The organism is Streptomyces flavusporus (assembly GCF_046267975.1).
Classification (GTDB): domain Bacteria; phylum Actinomycetota; class Actinomycetes; order Streptomycetales; family Streptomycetaceae; genus Streptomyces; species Streptomyces flavusporus.
The window spans coordinates 9,825,210-9,842,130 of sequence record NZ_CP176503.1 but is presented as its reverse complement, the minus strand read 5'-3'; the positions used below and the strand labels follow the sequence as shown (position 1 = coordinate 9,842,130).

General features: G+C 69.5%; 15 protein-coding genes and 1 pseudogene. 8 read left to right on the top strand and 8 right to left on the bottom strand.

What is annotated here, in order from left to right; all coding sequences use genetic code 11:
• Window positions 1-53 precede the first annotated feature (53 nt).
• From ACKTSN_RS46515 to ACKTSN_RS46495, 5 genes are all read right to left on the bottom strand, one after another.
• On the bottom strand, window positions 54-1,088 hold the full coding sequence (locus tag ACKTSN_RS46515; RefSeq protein ID WP_409474576.1) for an ABC transporter permease: 1,035 nt from the start codon (window positions 1,086-1,088) through the stop codon (window positions 54-56).
• A complete protein-coding gene (locus tag ACKTSN_RS46510) occupies window positions 1,085-2,608 on the bottom strand; it encodes a sugar ABC transporter ATP-binding protein (RefSeq protein WP_409474575.1) in 1,524 nt (507 codons plus the stop codon). Before ACKTSN_RS46510 ends, ACKTSN_RS46515 begins: the two co-directional genes overlap by 4 nt.
• A 343-nt stretch (window positions 2,609-2,951) precedes the next feature.
• Window positions 2,952-4,133 (bottom strand): ROK family transcriptional regulator, encoded by a 1,182-nt coding sequence (locus ACKTSN_RS46505; RefSeq protein WP_409474574.1) that lies wholly within the window; start codon window positions 4,131-4,133, stop codon window positions 2,952-2,954.
• A gap of 463 nt (window positions 4,134-4,596) precedes the next feature.
• Window positions 4,597-5,952 (bottom strand): FAD-dependent oxidoreductase, encoded by a 1,356-nt coding sequence (locus ACKTSN_RS46500; protein ID WP_409475103.1) that lies wholly within the window; start codon window positions 5,950-5,952, stop codon window positions 4,597-4,599.
• A gap of 908 nt (window positions 5,953-6,860) precedes the next feature.
• Window positions 6,861-7,448, bottom strand: a complete 588-nt coding sequence (locus ACKTSN_RS46495) for an SUKH-4 family immunity protein (protein ID WP_409474573.1) — start codon at window positions 7,446-7,448, stop codon at window positions 6,861-6,863.
• Between the two features lie 89 nt (window positions 7,449-7,537).
• Between ACKTSN_RS46495 and ACKTSN_RS46490 the strand changes: the two genes are divergently transcribed.
• The 4 genes from ACKTSN_RS46490 to ACKTSN_RS46475 all read left to right on the top strand — a co-directional run bounded on the left by ACKTSN_RS46490 (window position 7,538) and on the right by ACKTSN_RS46475 (window position 10,263).
• Complete coding sequence (locus ACKTSN_RS46490; protein WP_409474572.1) at window positions 7,538-8,581, top strand: hypothetical protein; 1,044 nt, start codon at window positions 7,538-7,540, stop codon at window positions 8,579-8,581.
• Window positions 8,582-9,126: 545 nt separating this feature from the next.
• On the top strand, window positions 9,127-9,489 hold the full coding sequence (locus tag ACKTSN_RS46485) for a transposase (RefSeq protein WP_409474571.1): 363 nt from the start codon (window positions 9,127-9,129) through the stop codon (window positions 9,487-9,489).
• A gap of 51 nt (window positions 9,490-9,540) precedes the next feature.
• Window positions 9,541-9,798 (top strand): DUF6221 family protein, encoded by a 258-nt coding sequence (locus ACKTSN_RS46480; protein WP_409474570.1) that lies wholly within the window; start codon window positions 9,541-9,543, stop codon window positions 9,796-9,798.
• Between the two features lie 81 nt (window positions 9,799-9,879).
• On the top strand, window positions 9,880-10,263 hold the full coding sequence (locus tag ACKTSN_RS46475; RefSeq protein WP_409474569.1) for a hypothetical protein: 384 nt from the start codon (window positions 9,880-9,882) through the stop codon (window positions 10,261-10,263).
• A 91-nt stretch (window positions 10,264-10,354) separates the two neighbouring features.
• Here the strand turns inward: ACKTSN_RS46475 and ACKTSN_RS46470 are convergent, their stop codons facing one another.
• Window positions 10,355-10,873 carry a winged helix-turn-helix transcriptional regulator gene (locus ACKTSN_RS46470; RefSeq protein ID WP_409474568.1) on the bottom strand — a complete coding sequence of 173 codons (519 nt, stop codon included), beginning with the start codon at window positions 10,871-10,873 and terminating at the stop codon, window positions 10,355-10,357.
• A gap of 142 nt (window positions 10,874-11,015) precedes the next feature.
• Between ACKTSN_RS46470 and ACKTSN_RS46465 the strand changes: the two genes are divergently transcribed.
• Complete coding sequence (locus tag ACKTSN_RS46465) at window positions 11,016-12,410, top strand: MFS transporter (protein WP_409474567.1); 1,395 nt, start codon at window positions 11,016-11,018, stop codon at window positions 12,408-12,410.
• Between the two features lie 130 nt (window positions 12,411-12,540).
• Here the strand turns inward: ACKTSN_RS46465 and ACKTSN_RS46460 are convergent, their stop codons facing one another.
• Together ACKTSN_RS46460 and ACKTSN_RS46455 are read right to left on the bottom strand one after the other, a co-directional pair.
• Window positions 12,541-12,987 carry a hypothetical protein gene (locus tag ACKTSN_RS46460; RefSeq protein WP_409474566.1) on the bottom strand — a complete coding sequence of 149 codons (447 nt, stop codon included), beginning with the start codon at window positions 12,985-12,987 and terminating at the stop codon, window positions 12,541-12,543.
• Entirely contained in the window at window positions 12,942-13,277 is a 336-nt protein-coding gene (locus ACKTSN_RS46455) for a YbfB/YjiJ family MFS transporter (RefSeq protein ID WP_409474565.1), read from the bottom strand. The genes ACKTSN_RS46460 and ACKTSN_RS46455 overlap by 46 nt, the downstream gene beginning before the upstream one ends.
• 189 nt (window positions 13,278-13,466) lie before the next feature.
• Here ACKTSN_RS46455 and ACKTSN_RS46450 point away from each other — a divergent pair, with 189 nt between their 5' ends.
• The 3 genes and pseudogenes from ACKTSN_RS46450 to ACKTSN_RS46440 all read left to right on the top strand — a co-directional run bounded on the left by ACKTSN_RS46450 (window position 13,467) and on the right by ACKTSN_RS46440 (window position 16,846).
• Window positions 13,467-14,039 (top strand): antibiotic biosynthesis monooxygenase, encoded by a 573-nt coding sequence (locus tag ACKTSN_RS46450; protein WP_409474564.1) that lies wholly within the window; start codon window positions 13,467-13,469, stop codon window positions 14,037-14,039.
• Between the two features lie 482 nt (window positions 14,040-14,521).
• A complete protein-coding gene (locus tag ACKTSN_RS46445; protein ID WP_409474563.1) occupies window positions 14,522-15,952 on the top strand; it encodes a carotenoid oxygenase family protein in 1,431 nt (476 codons plus the stop codon).
• Between the two features lie 362 nt (window positions 15,953-16,314).
• Window positions 16,315-16,846, top strand: a pseudogene (locus ACKTSN_RS46440) (hypothetical protein).
• Window positions 16,847-16,921 lie beyond the last annotated feature (75 nt).

Here is a 16,921-nt window from a genome sequence, read left to right as displayed (position 1 = left end):
GGGTGCCGGACGGCGGGGTCAGGGCCCGCCGTCCGGCGGTGTGCTGCACGGCGTCAGGCGTCGCCGCCGCGCAGTGAGCGGCGCTGGACCAGGACGGCGGCGACGATGATGGCGCCCTTCGCGATCTGCTGGACAGCGGTCTCGAGGTTGTTCAGCGCGAAGATGTTGGTGATCGTGGTGAAGATCAGGACGCCGAGGACGGAGCCGACGATGGTGCCGCGACCGCCGCTGAGCAGGGTGCCTCCGATGATCGCCGCGGCGATGGCGTCCAGCTCGTAGAGGTTGCCGTTGGTGTTCTGACCCGAGCCGGCGAGCACGATCAGCATGAACGCGGCGATACCGCAGCACAGGCCGGACAACAGGTACAGGTACAGGCGCTGGCGGCGGACGTCGATGCCGGCGAGGCGCGCGGCTTCCGCATTGCCGCCGACGGCGACGGTGCGGCGCCCGAAGGTGGTGCGGTTGAGCACCAGCCAGCCGATGACGGTGACCGCGGCGAAGACCAGGACCAGTGGCGGGATGCCGAGGATGTAGGCGTCCCTGACGCCGAGATCGAGCACCGATTCGACGGTCACGACCTGGGTGCTGCCGTCCGTGATCTGCAACGCCAGCCCCCGGGCGGAGGCAAGCATGGCCAGCGTCGCGATGAACGGCACCATCCTGCCGTAGGCGACCAGCATGCCGTTCACGAGACCGCAGCCCACACCGACGGTCACGGCGGTGAAGAGGATGCCCGCGAAGCCGAACTCCTGCGTGGCCACGGTCGTCGCCCACACCGAGGCGAGCGCCACGATCGCGCCGACCGACAGGTCGATCCCGCCGCTGGTGATGACGAACGTCATGCCGACGGTAACGACACCGATCACGGACGCCTGGGTGAGGACGAGTTGCAGATTGCTCGTCGCCAGGAACTCGTCCGGCGCGGTGATCCCACCGACCACGACGAGTACGGCGAGGACGCCGAGCAGCGACAGACTGCGCACGTCCCACCGCAGACCGAGCAGTCGGCGCGAACTCTCCTTGTCCCCCGCGGACTTGGCGGCGGACGTCGGCGCTTCCTTCTGCGCCGCAGTGGCCGGCTGCGTCATGGCGTCGGGCTCCCTTCCATCACAAGATCAAGTACACGGTGCTCGTCGAGCTCCCGGGCGCCCGCCGTGTGCACGACGCTGCCTTCCCGCAGCACCAGCACCCGGTCGGCGAGGCCCAGGACTTCGGGCACCTCACTGGACACGAGAAGTACGGCCAGGCCCTCGTCGGCCAGCCGGCGAATCACTGCGTAAAGCTCCGCCCGGGCGCCGATGTCGACACCCCGGGTCGGCTCGTCCAGCAGCAGCACTTTGCAGCCGCGCAACAGCCAGCGTGCGAGCACCGCCTTCTGCTGGTTGCCGCCGGACAGCGTCCGGATCGCGGCATCGGGATTGTCGGGCCGCAAGGACAGCTCCCGAACCGCCTGGTGCGCCGCGGCGCGCTCGGCACGCCGGTCGAGCCAGCCCGCGCGGGAGAACCGGGACAGGGTGGCGACCGAGACGTTGCTGCTGACGGACTCCAGCATCAGCAGGCCCTGCGCCTTGCGTTCCTCGGGCGCGAGGCCGATGCCGGCGCGGACGGCGGCGCGGACGCTGCCGGGGCGCAACGGGGTGCCGTCGACGAGGACACGGCCGCCGTCGGCCCTGCGAGCCCCGTAGATCGTCTCCAGGATCTCGCTGCGTCCGGAACCGACGAGCCCGGCCAGACCGACGATCTCACCGGGCCGCAGCTCCAGATCGACGGGCGCGAACTCGCCGCGCCGGGTCAGCCCTTCGACCGTCAGCACCGGTTCCCGCCCCGCGGCGAACCCCGCCCGGGGGCGCTCGGGGAAGACGTACTCGACGTTCCGGCCCGTCATCAAAGCCACGACCTCATGGGTCGGAGTCGTCTTGGCAGGCAGACCGCCGGCGACGGCCCGTCCGTCCTTCAGGACGGTGACCCGGTCGCCGATGCGGCGGATCTCCTCAAGACGGTGGGAGATGTAGACGACGGCGACCCCGTCGGCCGTCAGATCGCCCACGATCCTGAAGAGGTTGCCGACCTCGTCGGGGTCGAGCGCCGCAGACGGCTCGTCCATCACGATCAGCCGAACCTCATGGGACAGCGCGCGGGCCATCGAGACGATCTGCTGCTGCGCCGCGGACAGGTCGCCGACGAGCCGCGAGGGATCGATCTCCGAGTGCCCGAGACGTTTCAGCAACTCCGCGGTCGCCGTACGGGCGGCGGAGCCGCGTACGACGAACCCGGCGGACGTGGGTTCGTGCCCGAGGAAGACGTTCTCCGCGACGGACAGCCCCTCGATCAGATCGAGTTCCTGATAGATGGTGGCGACACCCAGGCGCATGGCGGCGATCGGCGACCCCAAGGTCACAGGCTCGCCCCGCCAGGTGATCTCACCGCCGTCGGGCTGGTGAGCTCCGGCGAGCACTTTGATCAAAGTTGACTTGCCGGCGCCGTTCTGGCCGAGGAGGCAGTGGACTTCGCCGGCCTGGACTTCAAGGTCCACACCGTCCAGGGCGCGGACGCCCGGGAACGACTTGGTGATACCGGACATGGTGAGCAGGGGTGGTTGTGGTGCCATGGGAATCCCCTCGGGCGGGTGCTGGCCGTGAGCGGGCAGGGCTGGACAGGGCGGTTCGGGTACATGGGCGGCTCTGGGGCGCCCCTGGCATCGTGTGCGCCGGGGCGTAGGGGTTGGGCAAGGCAGGGCGGCGTACGGGCTGAGCAGGGCAGGCCTGACGGCCCGGCGAGCAGTGTGGTGGCGGGAGCCGGTCACCGAGGCGTGGTGCCGTGGTACGGCGGTGGTTTGGGTGGTGTGGCGGCTCTATGGGTGTTGCGATGGCGCCATGGGGTTGCCGTGGCACGATGGTGTTGCGGTGATGCCGTGGTCGGTGGTGGTCCGTGTCCGGCGGGCCCGGCAGCGGTCAGGCCGGTGAGAAGACGTGGTCGCTGATGAGCCGGGCCGCGCCGATGGCTCCGGCGGCCGGTCCCAACTCCCCCAGCACGATTGGCAGGTTGCCCGTGGCCAGCGGCAACGACTGCCGGTACACCTGGGTCCGAACACTGGCCAGTAGCGTGTGCCCGAGCCCGGTCACACCACCGCCGATCACGACCAGCCCCGGGTTGAAGAAACTGACAAGACCGGCGATGACCTTTCCCAGACGCGTCCCGCCCTCCCGGATCAGCTCCAAAGCCACCGCGTCCCCCGCCGCCGCAGCGGCCGACACATCCGCGGCCGTCAGATGCCCGGCCGCCTCCAGCCGGGCAGCAAACTCCATCGACCGGCCCGCGCGCGCGGCCTCCTCCGCGTCACGGGCCAACGCGGCACCGCTGAAATGCGCCTCCAGACAACCCCGGTTGCCACACGCACACGCACGGCCTCCCGGTTCCACCTGGATATGACCGATGTCGCCGGCGCTGCCCGTCGTCCCCCGGTAGACCTCGCCGCCGACCACGATCCCGCAGCCGATGCCGGTCCCGATCTTGATGCACAAGAAGTCACCCGCGGAACGCGCCACGCCCGCGTGCTGCTCCCCCACCGCCATCAGGTTCACGTCGTTGTCGACCATGACCGGACAGCCCAGTTCCTGACCGAGCGCCTCCCGCACCGGGAAGCCGTCCCAGCCCGGCATGATCGGAGGCGCGACCGGCACTCCCTCCGGAAAGCGGACCGGTCCCGGCACCCCGATCCCGGTGCCGTCGAAGCCTTCCGCGACACCGGAAGCCCTCAGCTTGGCAGCCATCGACAGCACCTGCTCGAAGACCGCCACCGGCCCCTCCCGGACATCCATCGGATGATTCAGATGCCCCAGGACCTCCAACTCCGCATTCGTTACGGCGACATCAATCGACGTGGCACCGATGTCGACACCGAGGAAACGCAGCGTCGGTGCGAGCCGGATGTTGTGCGAACGCCGGCCGCCCCGCGAAGGGGCGAGGCCGTCCGCGACAACCAGCCCCGTCTCCAGCAGCCGGTCCACCTCGACAGCCAGCTTCGAACGGGACAGGTCCATCAGATCACCCAGCTGGGCACGGGAGTTGGACCCGTTGTCACGCAGTAGACGAAGCAGCCGCGCCTGATGCGCGTTCTCAGGTCGAGCAGTCATCCGTCTCACGAACCCTCCCCTCTCCTCGCCTGCGGCTGGGGACCCAAACGCCTGTCTTTGTCGGCTGAGTCGTCAGGCTTTCGAGGAGGAACGTAGCAGCGATTTTCCAGACCGGGAAGAACTTACGCACGAATCTGATGCGTCTTTTTCCACACACAGGACAAAGTTTGGTGGGTGACCACCCGGAGCACCCGCCGTGCCGTTGAGCACCCTGCTGCCGACCCCGGCCTCGGCCTGCGGCAGCTCGCGGGGCCCTGCGCCCGCATCCGACACCTGGCCATGTGGGGCAAGAAGGCGGGTTCGGTCGATCGACCACCAGGAGCTGGATGCCTTCTTGAGGATCACTCTGATGTAACGGGCCTGCGTGATTGGGAAGATCGCACGGGACCGGCCCGAGGTGCCGCTTGACGTCCATAGGGGCATCAACGCCGTCAGCGAGGCGAGTCCGGGCTGCCGGCCTTGCTCAGGCCTCCGGTTCCTCCGGTGTCGCCGGCGGCTCGACAGGGCTCGGCGCGGGCGGGCGGAAGAGGACGGCCCGGGCCACGGGCGGGGCGAACAGGGCGGTGACGGGCGCGGAGAGAGTCAGCACAGAGCGGAAGGCGCGCCCCACGACAGGGTCGCCTGGGGAGCAGTCCTGGACCCGCTGCAGGTACCAGTCGGCAACGCGGTCCGCGGCCCCGCCGGCGACTGCGTTGCCGACCGCGCCCGGCATCTTGCGGTCCGCCCCGGCGGAGATGTCCCACGCCTGCCGGGACGCTGTGAGGAGCGCCCGCTGCACACGCTGCGTCGTGGGCGTCCGGCGCAGGTCGGCCAATGCATCGCGCAGAGCGACCGCACTCATCGCGGCAACGGCCATGCCCTGCCCGTAGATCGGGTTGAAGGTGCACAGGGCGTCGCCGGTGGCGAGGAATCCGGCCGGGCGGCGCCCGGGCAGGTCGTAGCGGCGGCGGACGTTCGCGGTCCGCCGGTAGCCGAACGCCGACGAAAACGGTTCGGCCTCGTCCAGCCACCGGTGCAGGAGCGGATGCGGCAGCCTCTTGGTGTACGTCACGAACTCGTCGTCGTCCGTGGGCGGTTCGTCGCCGCGCAGTCCCGAGACGATGACCAGATGGGTGCCGTCCTCCAGCGGCAGCGCACCGCCGGCGTGGACCTGGTCGGGGCTGGGGTAGACGTAGTAGCCGGTGGTGTCGCCGTCGAGGACGCCGCTCCTGCCGCGGTAGACGCGTGAGGCGTATGCGAGCCCGGTGTCGATGGTCTCCTCGTGCGGGGCCTCGGCCCCCATGGCCGTGAGCCACTGCGGGGCCTTGGTGCCGCTGCCGGACGCGTCGACGACCAAGTCGGCCTCGAGTGCCCGCTGCTCCCCGCGGGCGTCGCCGGAGCGGTCCCGCAGCAGCACGCCCCGCACGCGCGAGGCGTCACCGAGGAGTCCCACGACATCGGTCCCCTCCACCGCGCTGATCACCGGGTTGGCGAGGACCCACCGCCGCACCAGCTCCTCGAGCTGCGCGCGGGAACCGGTGTAGATGTGCGTCGTCGCCGGCACGCGGCGGAACCAGCGGCCGTTCTGCCACAGCACCATGTCCGACGGCATGCCCACGCGCGGCGCCCCCGCCGCCCGCAGCTCCGCCAGGAAGCCCGGCAGCAGCGACTCCAGGGCCGACTGCCCGCCCTCCAGCAGGACATGCGGATGCCGGCCCTGTGGTACTCCGGGCCGCGGCTTCGTTCCCTCCGGGAAGCGGTCGCGTTCAACGACGGTCACCCGATCGGCGTGCCCGGCGAGGACGTGCGCCGCGAGGAACCCCGCGAGGCTCCCGCCCACGACGACCGCATGCCGCTCACCACGGCCGCCGCCCACGCCCCAACCACCCGTTTCTCCGGCAGAGTTCACCAATCCGCTCCCCTGGTCGCCACGTCGTCGGAAGGCACCAGTATCCTGCGCCGCGGGGTGGGTTGATCGCGTTCCAGCCCTTTTGCGCCTCCCGAATACACCCGCCCCGGATCACTCCCCCCGGCCCCGCCGTCAGGGTGTGTTGCAGCTGATGCCCATCAAGTTGTCTGGCCGCTCAGCGATCACCGTTACGCAGCGTCCACCGCCACCCCGCCTGCGGCCGCACGCGCCACGGCCGCCTGGCGTGCAGCGTCCAGTGCGCCCAGGCGCCGGCGGAGCAGGAGCTGGGCAGGCCGCCTCGCGCCGCTCGTCCCGGATCCGCTGCGCCGCCTGCGGGGCTGTGAACGCGATGCAAGCCGGACCGGCGTCCGGGCCGCAGGGTCCTGCCTGATGGCCGGCCTGGCGACTCATCGAGCTTCGACATCAAGCACCCCCTCTCCCTCTCCCGGGACGTCCTCGGAAGAGCACAGAAGGTGCTGCTCGTCAGCTCACGCATCACTCTGTGGCCGTCTCCAGCAGCCTTTCAGGAGTCTGCGCCACATAACAGAAGTTGTATGCACGGCCGGCCGAAGTAGCTGATAATGCATCGCCGTTGAGTCATGTCGTTGCGGGGCCTCAGGACTTTCCTGACGGTTTGCCGTCAGGAAAGTCCGGCTCTGTCGGAGATCTTGTGACGGCATGGCTTCCTCCTGGACCAGGTTCTAGGATCGCCACTCTGGCTTTGTCGAGCAGTAGTGGCTCTGGCACAGATCTTGGGGAGCGGTCGCGGAGGGTCACTGGAGCAGGATCATCTTGCGAAGCAATTCGAAAATGTCGATCTCGCTCATGGCGACTGCCTGTCAGATCGCGTCGTATCCCACCTCCTCGTAGACCCGGTCCCACCAGGTGTCCATCTCGAACGCGGGCGGGTCGAGCTCCCGCAGGCGGTCCCGGATCTTCATCCCGAAGGCGACCCGGGCCTCCCCGGCGGGGTCGTCGTCGCCTTCGTAGTTGTCCGGCGGCTCCAAGTCGTCGAAGTCGTCGACGTGTTCGCAGCGGTACTCCCAGGCGGCGAGCGCGTCGAGGAAGGCGATCATGGAGGAGTTGACGAACCGCTTGGCGGGGTCGACGCCTTCCGCGAGCACCCACACACGGCCCGTCTCGTCGAGTACGTACTCGGGAGCGGGCCATGTATCGGTCAGTCCGAGACTCCAGAAGTGGCCTGCCACGCGCGAGAAGGGCGCCGATCCGGGCACCGGCAGACACATCGTGTCCCCGTGCGGCAGCCCGTACCCGCGGGCCACCTCCAACGCCTCCCGTACCGGCGCGGGCCAGTCGGCCACCTCGGGCGCGTCCGCCGCGGGCAGGTCGAGCGTGTCGTCCTCAGCCCAATGGCCGGGGCGCACCCAGTGAGGGGTGTACCGCCCCGAGCCGTTCTCCTCGGCCACCTGGTGGACTCCCCTCCGGCGACGCCTCGTTACGAACTGTGGAACCATCCCACACACATCGTCCATGCCGTCCGTGGGGGTCCAGTTCCGTGCCTGTCTCCGCCCGTCTCCTCGCCACCATCCCCACACTGCTGAACCCCGCGTCGGCGGACGCCCCGCACGTGCTGTGGGGGCCCGGCCACCGGCTGCTGGTGCAGCGCGGCGACACCGAGGTGTCCGTCCGCGACCTGGACCGGAACGGGCCGGAGGTCCGCTTCCCCGCGCCGTGGCCACGTCGATTCGGCTCGGCGACGGTCTCCCCGGCGGGGGACGTGGCCGTGTTCGCCGGCGTGCACGCGTTGCGGGCAGTGGACCGTGCGGGTGCCGTGCTGTGGGAGCTCCGGCATGGCTGCTGGTCCTCCGCCGTGTGCGAAGAGGCCCACACCTCCTTCGTCGAATACGCCGACGACCACTACCACCGCTACGCCGACACTGGTTCGGCTGCTTTCTCCCCCGACGGCAAGCTCCTCTGGGCGCACGTCCGCAGCGACTCGGGGGACGATCTGGAGGAGTGGCTGGTCCTGGACCCCGCCGACGGCACGGTCCTGGGCCGGGCCGGGACGGGGACGGCGGGGTCTTCGTTCCCCACCCCCCACCCAGACCCCGCGTACATGGGCCTGACCGTCGGCGAGGGTGACGAGGACTCACCCGCCCTGTGGGGGCACTGGGACGGCCGGACGCTCTCCGTCCGGCGACTCGACGAGCAGGTACTCCTCGCCGTGAGCCCGTCCGGCCGGCACTTCCTGGCCACGGATCCGGGGCAGTGGTGCCTCTACCTCTGCCAGGCGGAGGACGGCGAGGAGCTGCGGCGACTCGCCGCCGCGGACGCGGTGCCGCCGCCCCCGGGCGACGACCACGCGCGCTGGGACTACGAGGCGGCCTTCCCCCACGACGACGCCGCCGTCGTGGGCACCGAGTACGACACCGGCGACCCCCGCCACTGGCTCGTCGACCCAGCCACCATGACGCTGCGCGGCCGGATCGCCTACCCCTTCCCCGTCCACGGGAGCGCTCGCGGGGCGGGCCACGGCACCTGGTACACGGTCTCCCAGGACCAGACGCTCGTCTACCTGTGGCGGCTCGACGGGTGTTGAACCCGCACACCCGGACATGTCGTGCCGTGCGCACGGTATGACGACACGCCGACATGGTCACTCCAACGCCCAGGAACCCGACCTTGCGATTGAGTGGGAGACCACCAGATGAGCAGTTCAGCCATACTTGGCGTGTTCTGCCTGGCGGTGATGGGCCGCAAATTCGCGCGCAACGGCTACACCGTCGCCCTGCGCAGTCCAGGGTCAGCGGGTTCGACGGCGACGCCGCCGGGCGGCTCCTTCTGGAGATCCCTCCTTTGCGCGCCCCGCGGCGTGCTGGTGGGCGCGGACGCTGCAATGAGTTCTGGTGGCACCGCGCCGTGAACCGCAGCAAGAAGATCAAGAGGCAGCTCTACGGGCGAGCCGGATTCGAACTACTCCGCAAGATGATCCTGCTCCAGTGACCCTCCGCGACCGCGTCCGCGACCTGCCGGGCCTACTTCCGGCCCTTCAAGAAGCCGCACAGCCCCAGGCCGAAGAACCCGCCGGCGCCTGCTCCCGAGCTGCGGCCCGCCCCGAAACCTCGGCGCGTCGTCCGCTGGATCATGACCAACCCCGGACACCTCGCCGAGACCGACGCTGCCGAGCTCAAGGAAATCCGGGCCGCCTGCCCGCACCTCGACGCCACCGCACGCCACGTCCGCGACTTCGCCGACATGATGCGCGATCTGCGCGGCGAGGAACTGCCCGCGTGGATGGACCGTGTCCTCGCCGACGACCTGCCCGCCCTGCACTCCCTGGTCAACGGCATGAAGAGGGACCTGGACGCCGTTACCGCCGGCCTGTCCACGCCATGGAGCTCAGGCCAGGTCGAGGGCCACGTGACCAGAGCCAAGCTCCTCAAACGCATGGGCTTCGGTCGCGCCAACCTCGACCTCCTCCGCAGACGCATCCTCCTCCGGACTTGAGGCGGGCAAGAACCTCCGCCAACACCGCTGGAGATCGCCGAGAATCCTCTCGTGGACGAATTTCTGAGGTTTCTTCACGCCCGTTATGAGGCGGACAACCATGCCTATGCCGAGGTGGCCTACCGCTTCGGGGGTGACGCAATCCTTGACAGTCATCTGCCGATGCTCGACCTGGTCGACATGCTGGCTCGGGAGTATGAGGCGATGGACCCGTCCGACACCCGCTTGCTTGGTCTTTGCTATGCCCTCCGCGTGCTCGCGCAGTCATACGCCGAGCACCCCGATTACCGCGCAGAGTGGCGACCCTAGAACCTGGTCCAGGAGGAAGCCATGCCGTCACAAGATCTCCGACAGAGCCGAAAGTCCTGACCGTCGGTTGGTTGGCCGCCCATGCCTCTGACCAGCAGACGCGTGATCGGATCGGTGTTCTTGCGCGGCCTGACCGCGAGTTCGTCCCCGCCGTACAGGATTCCGGTGGTGGGTGTCCTCGATCACGACGGTGACGATCTTTCCCGCGTGGCGGGGACCGAGCTTGACGAACTGCCCGTTGATCACGAAGCGGCCGCCGACGTGCACCTTGCCGACACCGGACTGGGCCAGGTTCCCACCAGCACGTTGTCCGCAATCGCATGCATGAGATGGTCGTCGAGCCGCAGCACCACAGTGCGTCCCGCGAAGGGGAATCCGATCTGGAACTTACCAGTTGTTGACGGACACGTGGCCATCCCGCCGAACCCGGCTGCCACACGGTGGCCCGACGTGCCCTTCCCCTGAGTCTCGGACGACGCCGAACATGCAGAACAGGCTGGCCGGGGCCGCTCCCCGGCAGGCCTGCTCGCCCTGCTGTCGGCCGTACCGGATCTCCTCAGACGGAGATGGGTTCCAGCAGCCTTTTCGGCTTGAGCAGTGCCCGGCTGACCGAATCTGCCGGGTCGGGGTCCAGCCCAGGCCCCGGCTCCATGAGGACGTCTTCGACGGGCACGACGATGGCGCAGGTGGGGCACTCTCCGTACGGGCCCAGCTCGGTGCCGCAGTCGGCGTGCCGGAAGTAGCGCAGCGGGGTCTCTGTGACGTGCTCGCGGCCCCACAGGCCGAGCGCGCGCAGGGTGGGCCACAGCGCGATGCCGCGCTCCGTGATCACGTACTCGTCGCGCGGGGGCGACTGCTGGTACTGCCGCTTTTCGAGGAGACCTTGCTCCGTGAGTTTTTGCAGACGGGTGGAGAGCACGGCGCGCGGGATGCCGAGGTGAACGAGGAAGTCGTTGTAGCGACGGACGCCGAACAGCGCGTCACGGACGACGAGCAGCGTCCATCGCTCGCCGACGATCTCCAGCGCATGCGCGATGGAGCACTCTTGCGTCGCGTAGTCCTTACCCAGGGCCATGTCATCCACCGTACCAAGTGAGTTCGGTGATTGAATTCACAAGGGGCAGCGGGATCGATGACGGAACCTCTGACGCTACGGTGACGAGCCAGCTAGGTTCAATGACCGAATCTTCACCGCGAGCTTCCGGAGGCCAGACCCCATGTCCCGCCCGGGCACACCAGCCAAACCAGCGACAACCGACGTGAAGACGCACGCCGAAGCAGCCCCAAGGCCTCGCGCCACCCTGACCCTGACCAGCGCCGCAACAGCCGTGACGCTGATGACGTACACGGCCCCGCTCGTCACGCTCCGCGACACCGCCGCGGCCCTGCACACCCCGCTCTCCGCACAGGCCTGGCTGATCAATGGCACACCGCTGGGTCTGGCCGCCCTCCTCTTGGTCGCAGGCAGCCTCGCCGACGACTACGGGCGCCGCCGGATCTTCCTCGTCGGCACGCTCACCCTCGGCGTCACCACAGCACTGGGCGCGCTGGCCTCCGCGACCTGGCTGTTCACGTTGGCCCGCATCGCGCAAGGTGCGGCCAGCGCGGCGATTCTGGCGAGCAGCCTGGGCCTTCTGGTGCACGCCTTCCCGAGTCCACGCGGCCGACTGCACGCGACGGGCGTCTGGGGCGCCTTCGTCAGCGGCGGCATCGCGGTCGGCCCTCTGGTGGTGGGCGCGATACCGAGCTGGCGGGTGGCGTACGGCGTCCTGGGCGCGGCGGTGCTGATCGTGGCGGCCCTGTCGGCGCGTACGTTGTCGGAGTCCCGCTCCCCGAGGGACGGACGTCCTGACGTCCTGGGCGCGCTGGCCTTCGGTCTGGCTCTGGTCGCCCTGGTCGCCGCGCTGACCCTGGGCCGTGACGGCTGGCTCCGCGCCCCGGTGGGCCTGCTGTTCCTGGCGGCCGTCCTGCTGGTGGGCCTGTTCGTGCTCGTGGAACGCCGCACGAAGAACCCGATGATCGAGCTGGGTCTGCTGCGCCGCCCCGGCTTCCTGGCCTCGTCGGTCGGCGGCCTGTTCACGGGCCTCGCGGTGATCGGCCTCTTCAGCTTCCTGCCCTTCATCCTCCAGCAGACACTCGCCCTGTCCCCGATCGAGACGGCGTGGCTGTTCCTGCTCTGGTCGGGCCTGTCCTTCGGCGTGGCTCTCCAGGCCAAGCGGCTGGCGGGCCGCGTGCCGACGCGTCACCAGCTTGCCCTGGGGTTCCTCCTGCACGCGGCCGGTGTCCTGACGATGCTCGGCGCCATCAATGCCGACTCCTGGCAGCGCCTGCTTCCCGGCCTGATCATCAGCGGCGTCGGCAGCGGCTTGCTCAACGCCGCGCTGCCCCTGCTGGCGGTGGAGTCGGTTCCGGCCGCCAGGGCGGCCATGGGCTCAGGTGCCCAGCAAACTCTTCGGTACATCGGCTCCTCCGCCGGGGTGGCGCTCACGATCGCGGTGGTCACCTCGTCGAGCGGCGGCCTGGGGGACGGAACGAACGTCGCGATCCTCGCCGGGGCGGGGCTGTCGGTACTGGCGGCCGGGGCGGTGCTGGTGCTGCGGGAGCGCGCGTGAGCAGCGACTGGTTCGGGCACGGCATGCCGACGTTCTGCGTCGGCGTCCGGCCGGAGGAGTGAGGGAACGGGGGCGCATCACCGTCGCGCCACCTCCCTCCGGTCCCTCCGACCCGACACCGCCTGCCGGGTCAGTCCTTGAGTCCTGCGCGAACCACCAGAGCGTCGTGATCCGCGCAGGTGGCCGCTTCGATCTCCAGGCGCGGTCCCCGCAAGGTGCCGTACACGTGCTGGATGCCGGGCGCCTGGGCGGCGGCCGCGTCGGTCAGCGTCCAGTGCCCCTCCGGCGCGCACAAGGGACGCCGGTTGACGTCTCCCGCGAAGATCGTCGGGCCGCCGCGCGGGGCAAGGACCTGGCGCAGCTCGTCACACTGCACGGAGTCGCTGGTTCCGGGCGCCTCGCCGTCCGTCGAGAGGCGGCCGGTGCAGCCGTCCACGCCACGCGCGGTGGTGACGCACAGCCACCGTCGCTCCTCGACCCCGCTGAACACGGAGTACGGCACGTCCTGATGGGCGTGCATGGCCTCCTTGGTCAGCACGGCGCTGCCGACGACGCCCCGCCCTTCGGAGACTTGCACGGGAGCGGAGCACCCCGGTAGATCACCGTGCCGAAGCGGTAGTGGTAGCCGGTGCGGGCGGCGATCTCCCCGACGTCGCCGGGGATGGCCGCCAGTCCCACCAGCACCCACGCACCGCTGCCGATCCAGCCGGGCGAGGTCTGCTCGATGGACGCGACCAGGAAGGTGCCGGCGATGAAGTAACCGATGCCTTCCAGCGTGTGGGCCACGAACAGGGCGCTGAACCAGCGATGGGTTTTCGGTACGACAGTCGGTTTCCGCGTTCCGGGCGCGTGTGCGTGCCCGGGCACGGGCGCGTGTGCGTGCCCGGGCACGGGCGCGTGTGCGTGCCCGGGCACGGGCGGCTGTGGGGCCGGCGCGGGCCGCAGCCGCCAGGCGGCGCACGTCAGCGCCGACGGCGATCACGAAGATCAGCGCGCTGAAGACTCCGGCGCCGCACCTCGAGCATGGGCCGTGGCCACCGTGGCACTCAGTCCTTCGTGAGCACGACCAGAACGCCCATCACACAGCGAAACCAAGCCGTCACCGCCGTCTTCACCTGGCAGGTAAGGCCTGGCCGGGAGGCGCAGTTCGAGGAATGGACGCATGGCGTCACACGGGTCGCCTCGAGGTTCCCGGGCAGCGAGGGTGTCGTCTGGGTACGGCCCGAGAGAGGGCACCTGTTCCACGCCATCGCGCGTTTCAGTGACTCGGAGCGGCTGTCGGCGTGGCTGGCCTCCCGCGAGCGAGCAGCATGGCACCGGCGGATCGCCGGCATCGCGACCGAGATCAGCAGCGAGCGGCAGTCCACGACCGGCATGGAGACCTGGTTCAGCCTGCCGGGCACGACGGTGCAATCCCCGCCCCGCTGGAAAATGGCCCTCACCACCCTCCTGGCCGCCTACCCCCTCGTACTCCTGCTGCAATGGCTGGTCGTGCCGGCAACCGCAAGCTGGCCACTGCCGCTGCGCGCCGCGCTCTTCCCGGCGGTACTCCTGCCGTCCCTGACATATCTGATCATGCCGTGGCTCAGCCGGCTGCTCAGACTGTGGCTGTATCGCCCTCCGACCTGAGTTCAGTGCCTGTTTCACATTTCCGTGATCGGTGACCTTGGTGGCGATGCGTCGTTCCGACCGGGCGCCAATGCCCGTCATGATCAATTGACGTGGAAAGGATTCAACCCCTGTCTGGCGTGCGATGACCCGCGTCGAGGTCGCGGCATCACCACGCTCCGCAAAACGATGTGCTGCGCACCCAGGACTCTGTCTGCCAGGGCTTCCCGGCTGTCGCAGGGCCGCGGGCGTTCCTTCGTCGTTCACCCCGACCGCCGCCTGGGCTGATCCCGTCGCAGGCATGGTCAAACGCTGCGGCCGAGACAACGACCGTGTCAGTGTGAAACAAGTCCGCCTGCCCTGGCCCCCCTCCGCCGCGCAGCGCGCAGCGCCTCGGTCGGCGTGGGCCGTTGCCCGTTTGGCACCGGCGCGGTTGCGACGGTTCACTGGAAGAGGCGGCACCGGGGCGCCTTTAGTGCCATGGGGCCGCCTCGGAGGTTCTCATGACTACGCACGCAGCGCGATCCTTCGACCCGACCCGGGTCGCCCACATCTCCGGACGCTTCACTCCGGTGACAGAGGAAGTCGACGAAGTCGATCTGGAAATCCAGGGCGAACTACCGGCCGAACTGGACGGGGTCTATCTGCGCAACGGTCCCAATCCCCGTTTCACGCCCATCGGCTCGTACCTGTTTCCGATAGACGGTGACGGCATGCTGCACGGCGTGTGGATGTCCGGCGGCACCGCACGGTACCGAAACCGGTTTGTGCGTACGCCTGCTCTGCGAGCCGAGGAGAAGGCGCAGCGTGCCCTGTGGGGTGGTCTCGAATCCATGATCACGCCCGGCCCGGAGGAGGTCGGCCCCGAACTCGCCCACACCTTCAAAGACCTGCCCGACATCAACGTCGTCCGGCACGCCGGACGCCTCCTGGCGCTGGCCGAGTCCGCCTGTCCGTTCAGGATGACGCCCGAACTCGACACTGTCGGCAGAGAGACGTTCGACGGAATGCTGCCGTCCGGGATTACCGCCCACCCGAAGATCGACCCGCTGACCGGGGAGATGGCCGTCTTCTGCTACGCCATTGAGCCGCCGTATCTGACCTGGTCACTCATCGCCCCAACTGGCGCCGTGAGCAGGGGCCCCACTCCGGTGGACGGGGTGGACGAGCCGGTGATGATCCACGACATGGCTCTCACCGGCCGCTTCCTCGTTCTCGTCCTGGCTCCGGTCTTCTTTGACATCGCCGCCGCGATGAGCGGGGGATCGCTGATCGAATGGCGGCCGGAGCGCGGCACGCGAGTGGCACTGATTCCGCGCGACGGCGGACCGGTTCGGTGGGCGTCCGACGAAGCATTCTGGCTGTGGCACACAGTCAATGCCTACGACACCGGGCCCGATGGCGATGTCGTCCTCGAATACGTGCAGTGGTCCCGCCTGTCGCTGGGCCCGGCCAGCGAGCAGGAGCCCAATCGGGGCGGTCTGACCAGGGCGGTCATCGACCCCGCGGCCGGCAGCATGCGCCGTACGGAGCTGGACTCCTCGCGTATCGAGTTTCCTCGCGTCGACGACAGGTTGATCGGCCGTCGGCACCGACGGATCGCGGTGGCCGCGGACAGCGGCCGAACCGCGGATCTGCTGTCCGGGGAGTACGACGCCATCCGCTGGTACGACACCCAGGACCAGGCCGCGGTGTCCCAGATGTGGTGGGCCGGCGACCTCTCGGTCGGCGAGCCGGCGTTCGCTCCCTCTCCGGGGGCCACGGGCGACGATCAGGGCTACTGGATGACCTTCGCGACCGACAGGACCGACGACAGCAGCTGGCTTCTGGTGCTCCCGGCCGAGGACCCGGCGGCCGGGCCGGTGGCACGCGTGCGTATCCCGGTACGTGTCCCTCTCGGGCTGCATGGCACATGGCTGCCCACACAGGAGTGAGGCGAACGGATCACCATTGAACGCGTGAGAAACCGCCTTTTGAACCGGCATAGAGCTGGGGCCGTCGGCTGTGAGTGACTGCCGGTGGACCGTCGCGTGCCCCGGGAGGCAGGGGCATGCATGAACGCGGTCTGCCCGATACGTCGGCTGACGTGTGACATGGCGCCATGTCCCGGTTGGCTACGGGCTGGTCCGGTCAGCAGTGCCGTCACAGTGCCGGTGCTCATGCGGGTGTTTCAGAGGTCGTTCTCTTTCCGCACCTGTTGTGTGGTTTCTGCTGGTCAGGTGTGGTGTCGTGGCCGCTGCGGGAGTCTGGGGCTGTTGCTGGTCCGAGATCACGTCGGGGGTGGCGGATGCCGTCGATGCGGGCGGTTTTGGAGGCGTGGCAGAAGGCCGCCGCGGTGCGGGGGGAGGAACTCGGAGCCGAGCTGGAGCGTCTGCGGACGGCCCTGGCCGAGGCGGGAGAGGTTCTCAGGCTCCGGGTGATCGGTCTGGAGCAGTACTTGGAGGCGCTGGCCGAAACGGATGCCTCGGCTGTGGTGGTGCCTGAAGGGCCGTCGCGGGAGAAGCCGGTGCGGCCGGTCGGGCCGCGCAGGTCGGTGCCTCACCGGGAGGACGCGGTCGGGGTGGAGGTCCTGGCGGCGGACTGTCAGGTGGTCATGGCCGCCGCCCTGGAGGCGGGGCCGAGGGTGTCGGTGTCCGGCAGGCGGCGGTGGTGTGGGCTGGGACAGTGCGTCCGCGTCCCGCGTCGAAGGCGCCAGGGCCCGTCTGAAGCGGCTGGTGGAGCGGGGCCGGCTGGTGGAGGAGAAGCCGGGCAGGTTCACGCTGCCCGCATCGGAGCAGGTCCCTGGTGCTGGGCAGCGGGCGGGCGGCGGGCGAGGCGTCGGCTCATGAGCGCGGTCATCGACCACAGGACAACCACTTCGCTGGTGTCGGTGTGTCGTTCGCCGCTCCACGTCGTCCGCGTCC

What these genes read in the sequence shown, in the direction of transcription:
- ACKTSN_RS46445 (WP_409474563.1), top strand. Translation starts at nt 14,522, where the DNA reads ATGACTACGCACGCAGCGCGATCCTTCGACCCGACCCGGGTCGCCCAC.
- ACKTSN_RS46505 (WP_409474574.1), bottom strand. Translation starts at nt 4,133, where the DNA reads ATGACTGCTCGACCTGAGAACGCGCATCAGGCGCGGCTGCTTCGTCTA.
- ACKTSN_RS46515 (WP_409474576.1), bottom strand. Translation starts at nt 1,088, where the DNA reads ATGACGCAGCCGGCCACTGCGGCGCAGAAGGAAGCGCCGACGTCCGCC.
- ACKTSN_RS46475 (WP_409474569.1), top strand. Translation starts at nt 9,880, where the DNA reads ATGCCTCTGACCAGCAGACGCGTGATCGGATCGGTGTTCTTGCGCGGC.
- ACKTSN_RS46485 (WP_409474571.1), top strand. Translation starts at nt 9,127, where the DNA reads ATGACCAACCCCGGACACCTCGCCGAGACCGACGCTGCCGAGCTCAAG.
- ACKTSN_RS46465 (WP_409474567.1), top strand. Translation starts at nt 11,016, where the DNA reads ATGTCCCGCCCGGGCACACCAGCCAAACCAGCGACAACCGACGTGAAG.
- ACKTSN_RS46470 (WP_409474568.1), bottom strand. Translation starts at nt 10,873, where the DNA reads ATGGCCCTGGGTAAGGACTACGCGACGCAAGAGTGCTCCATCGCGCAT.
- ACKTSN_RS46510 (WP_409474575.1), bottom strand. Translation starts at nt 2,608, where the DNA reads ATGGCACCACAACCACCCCTGCTCACCATGTCCGGTATCACCAAGTCG.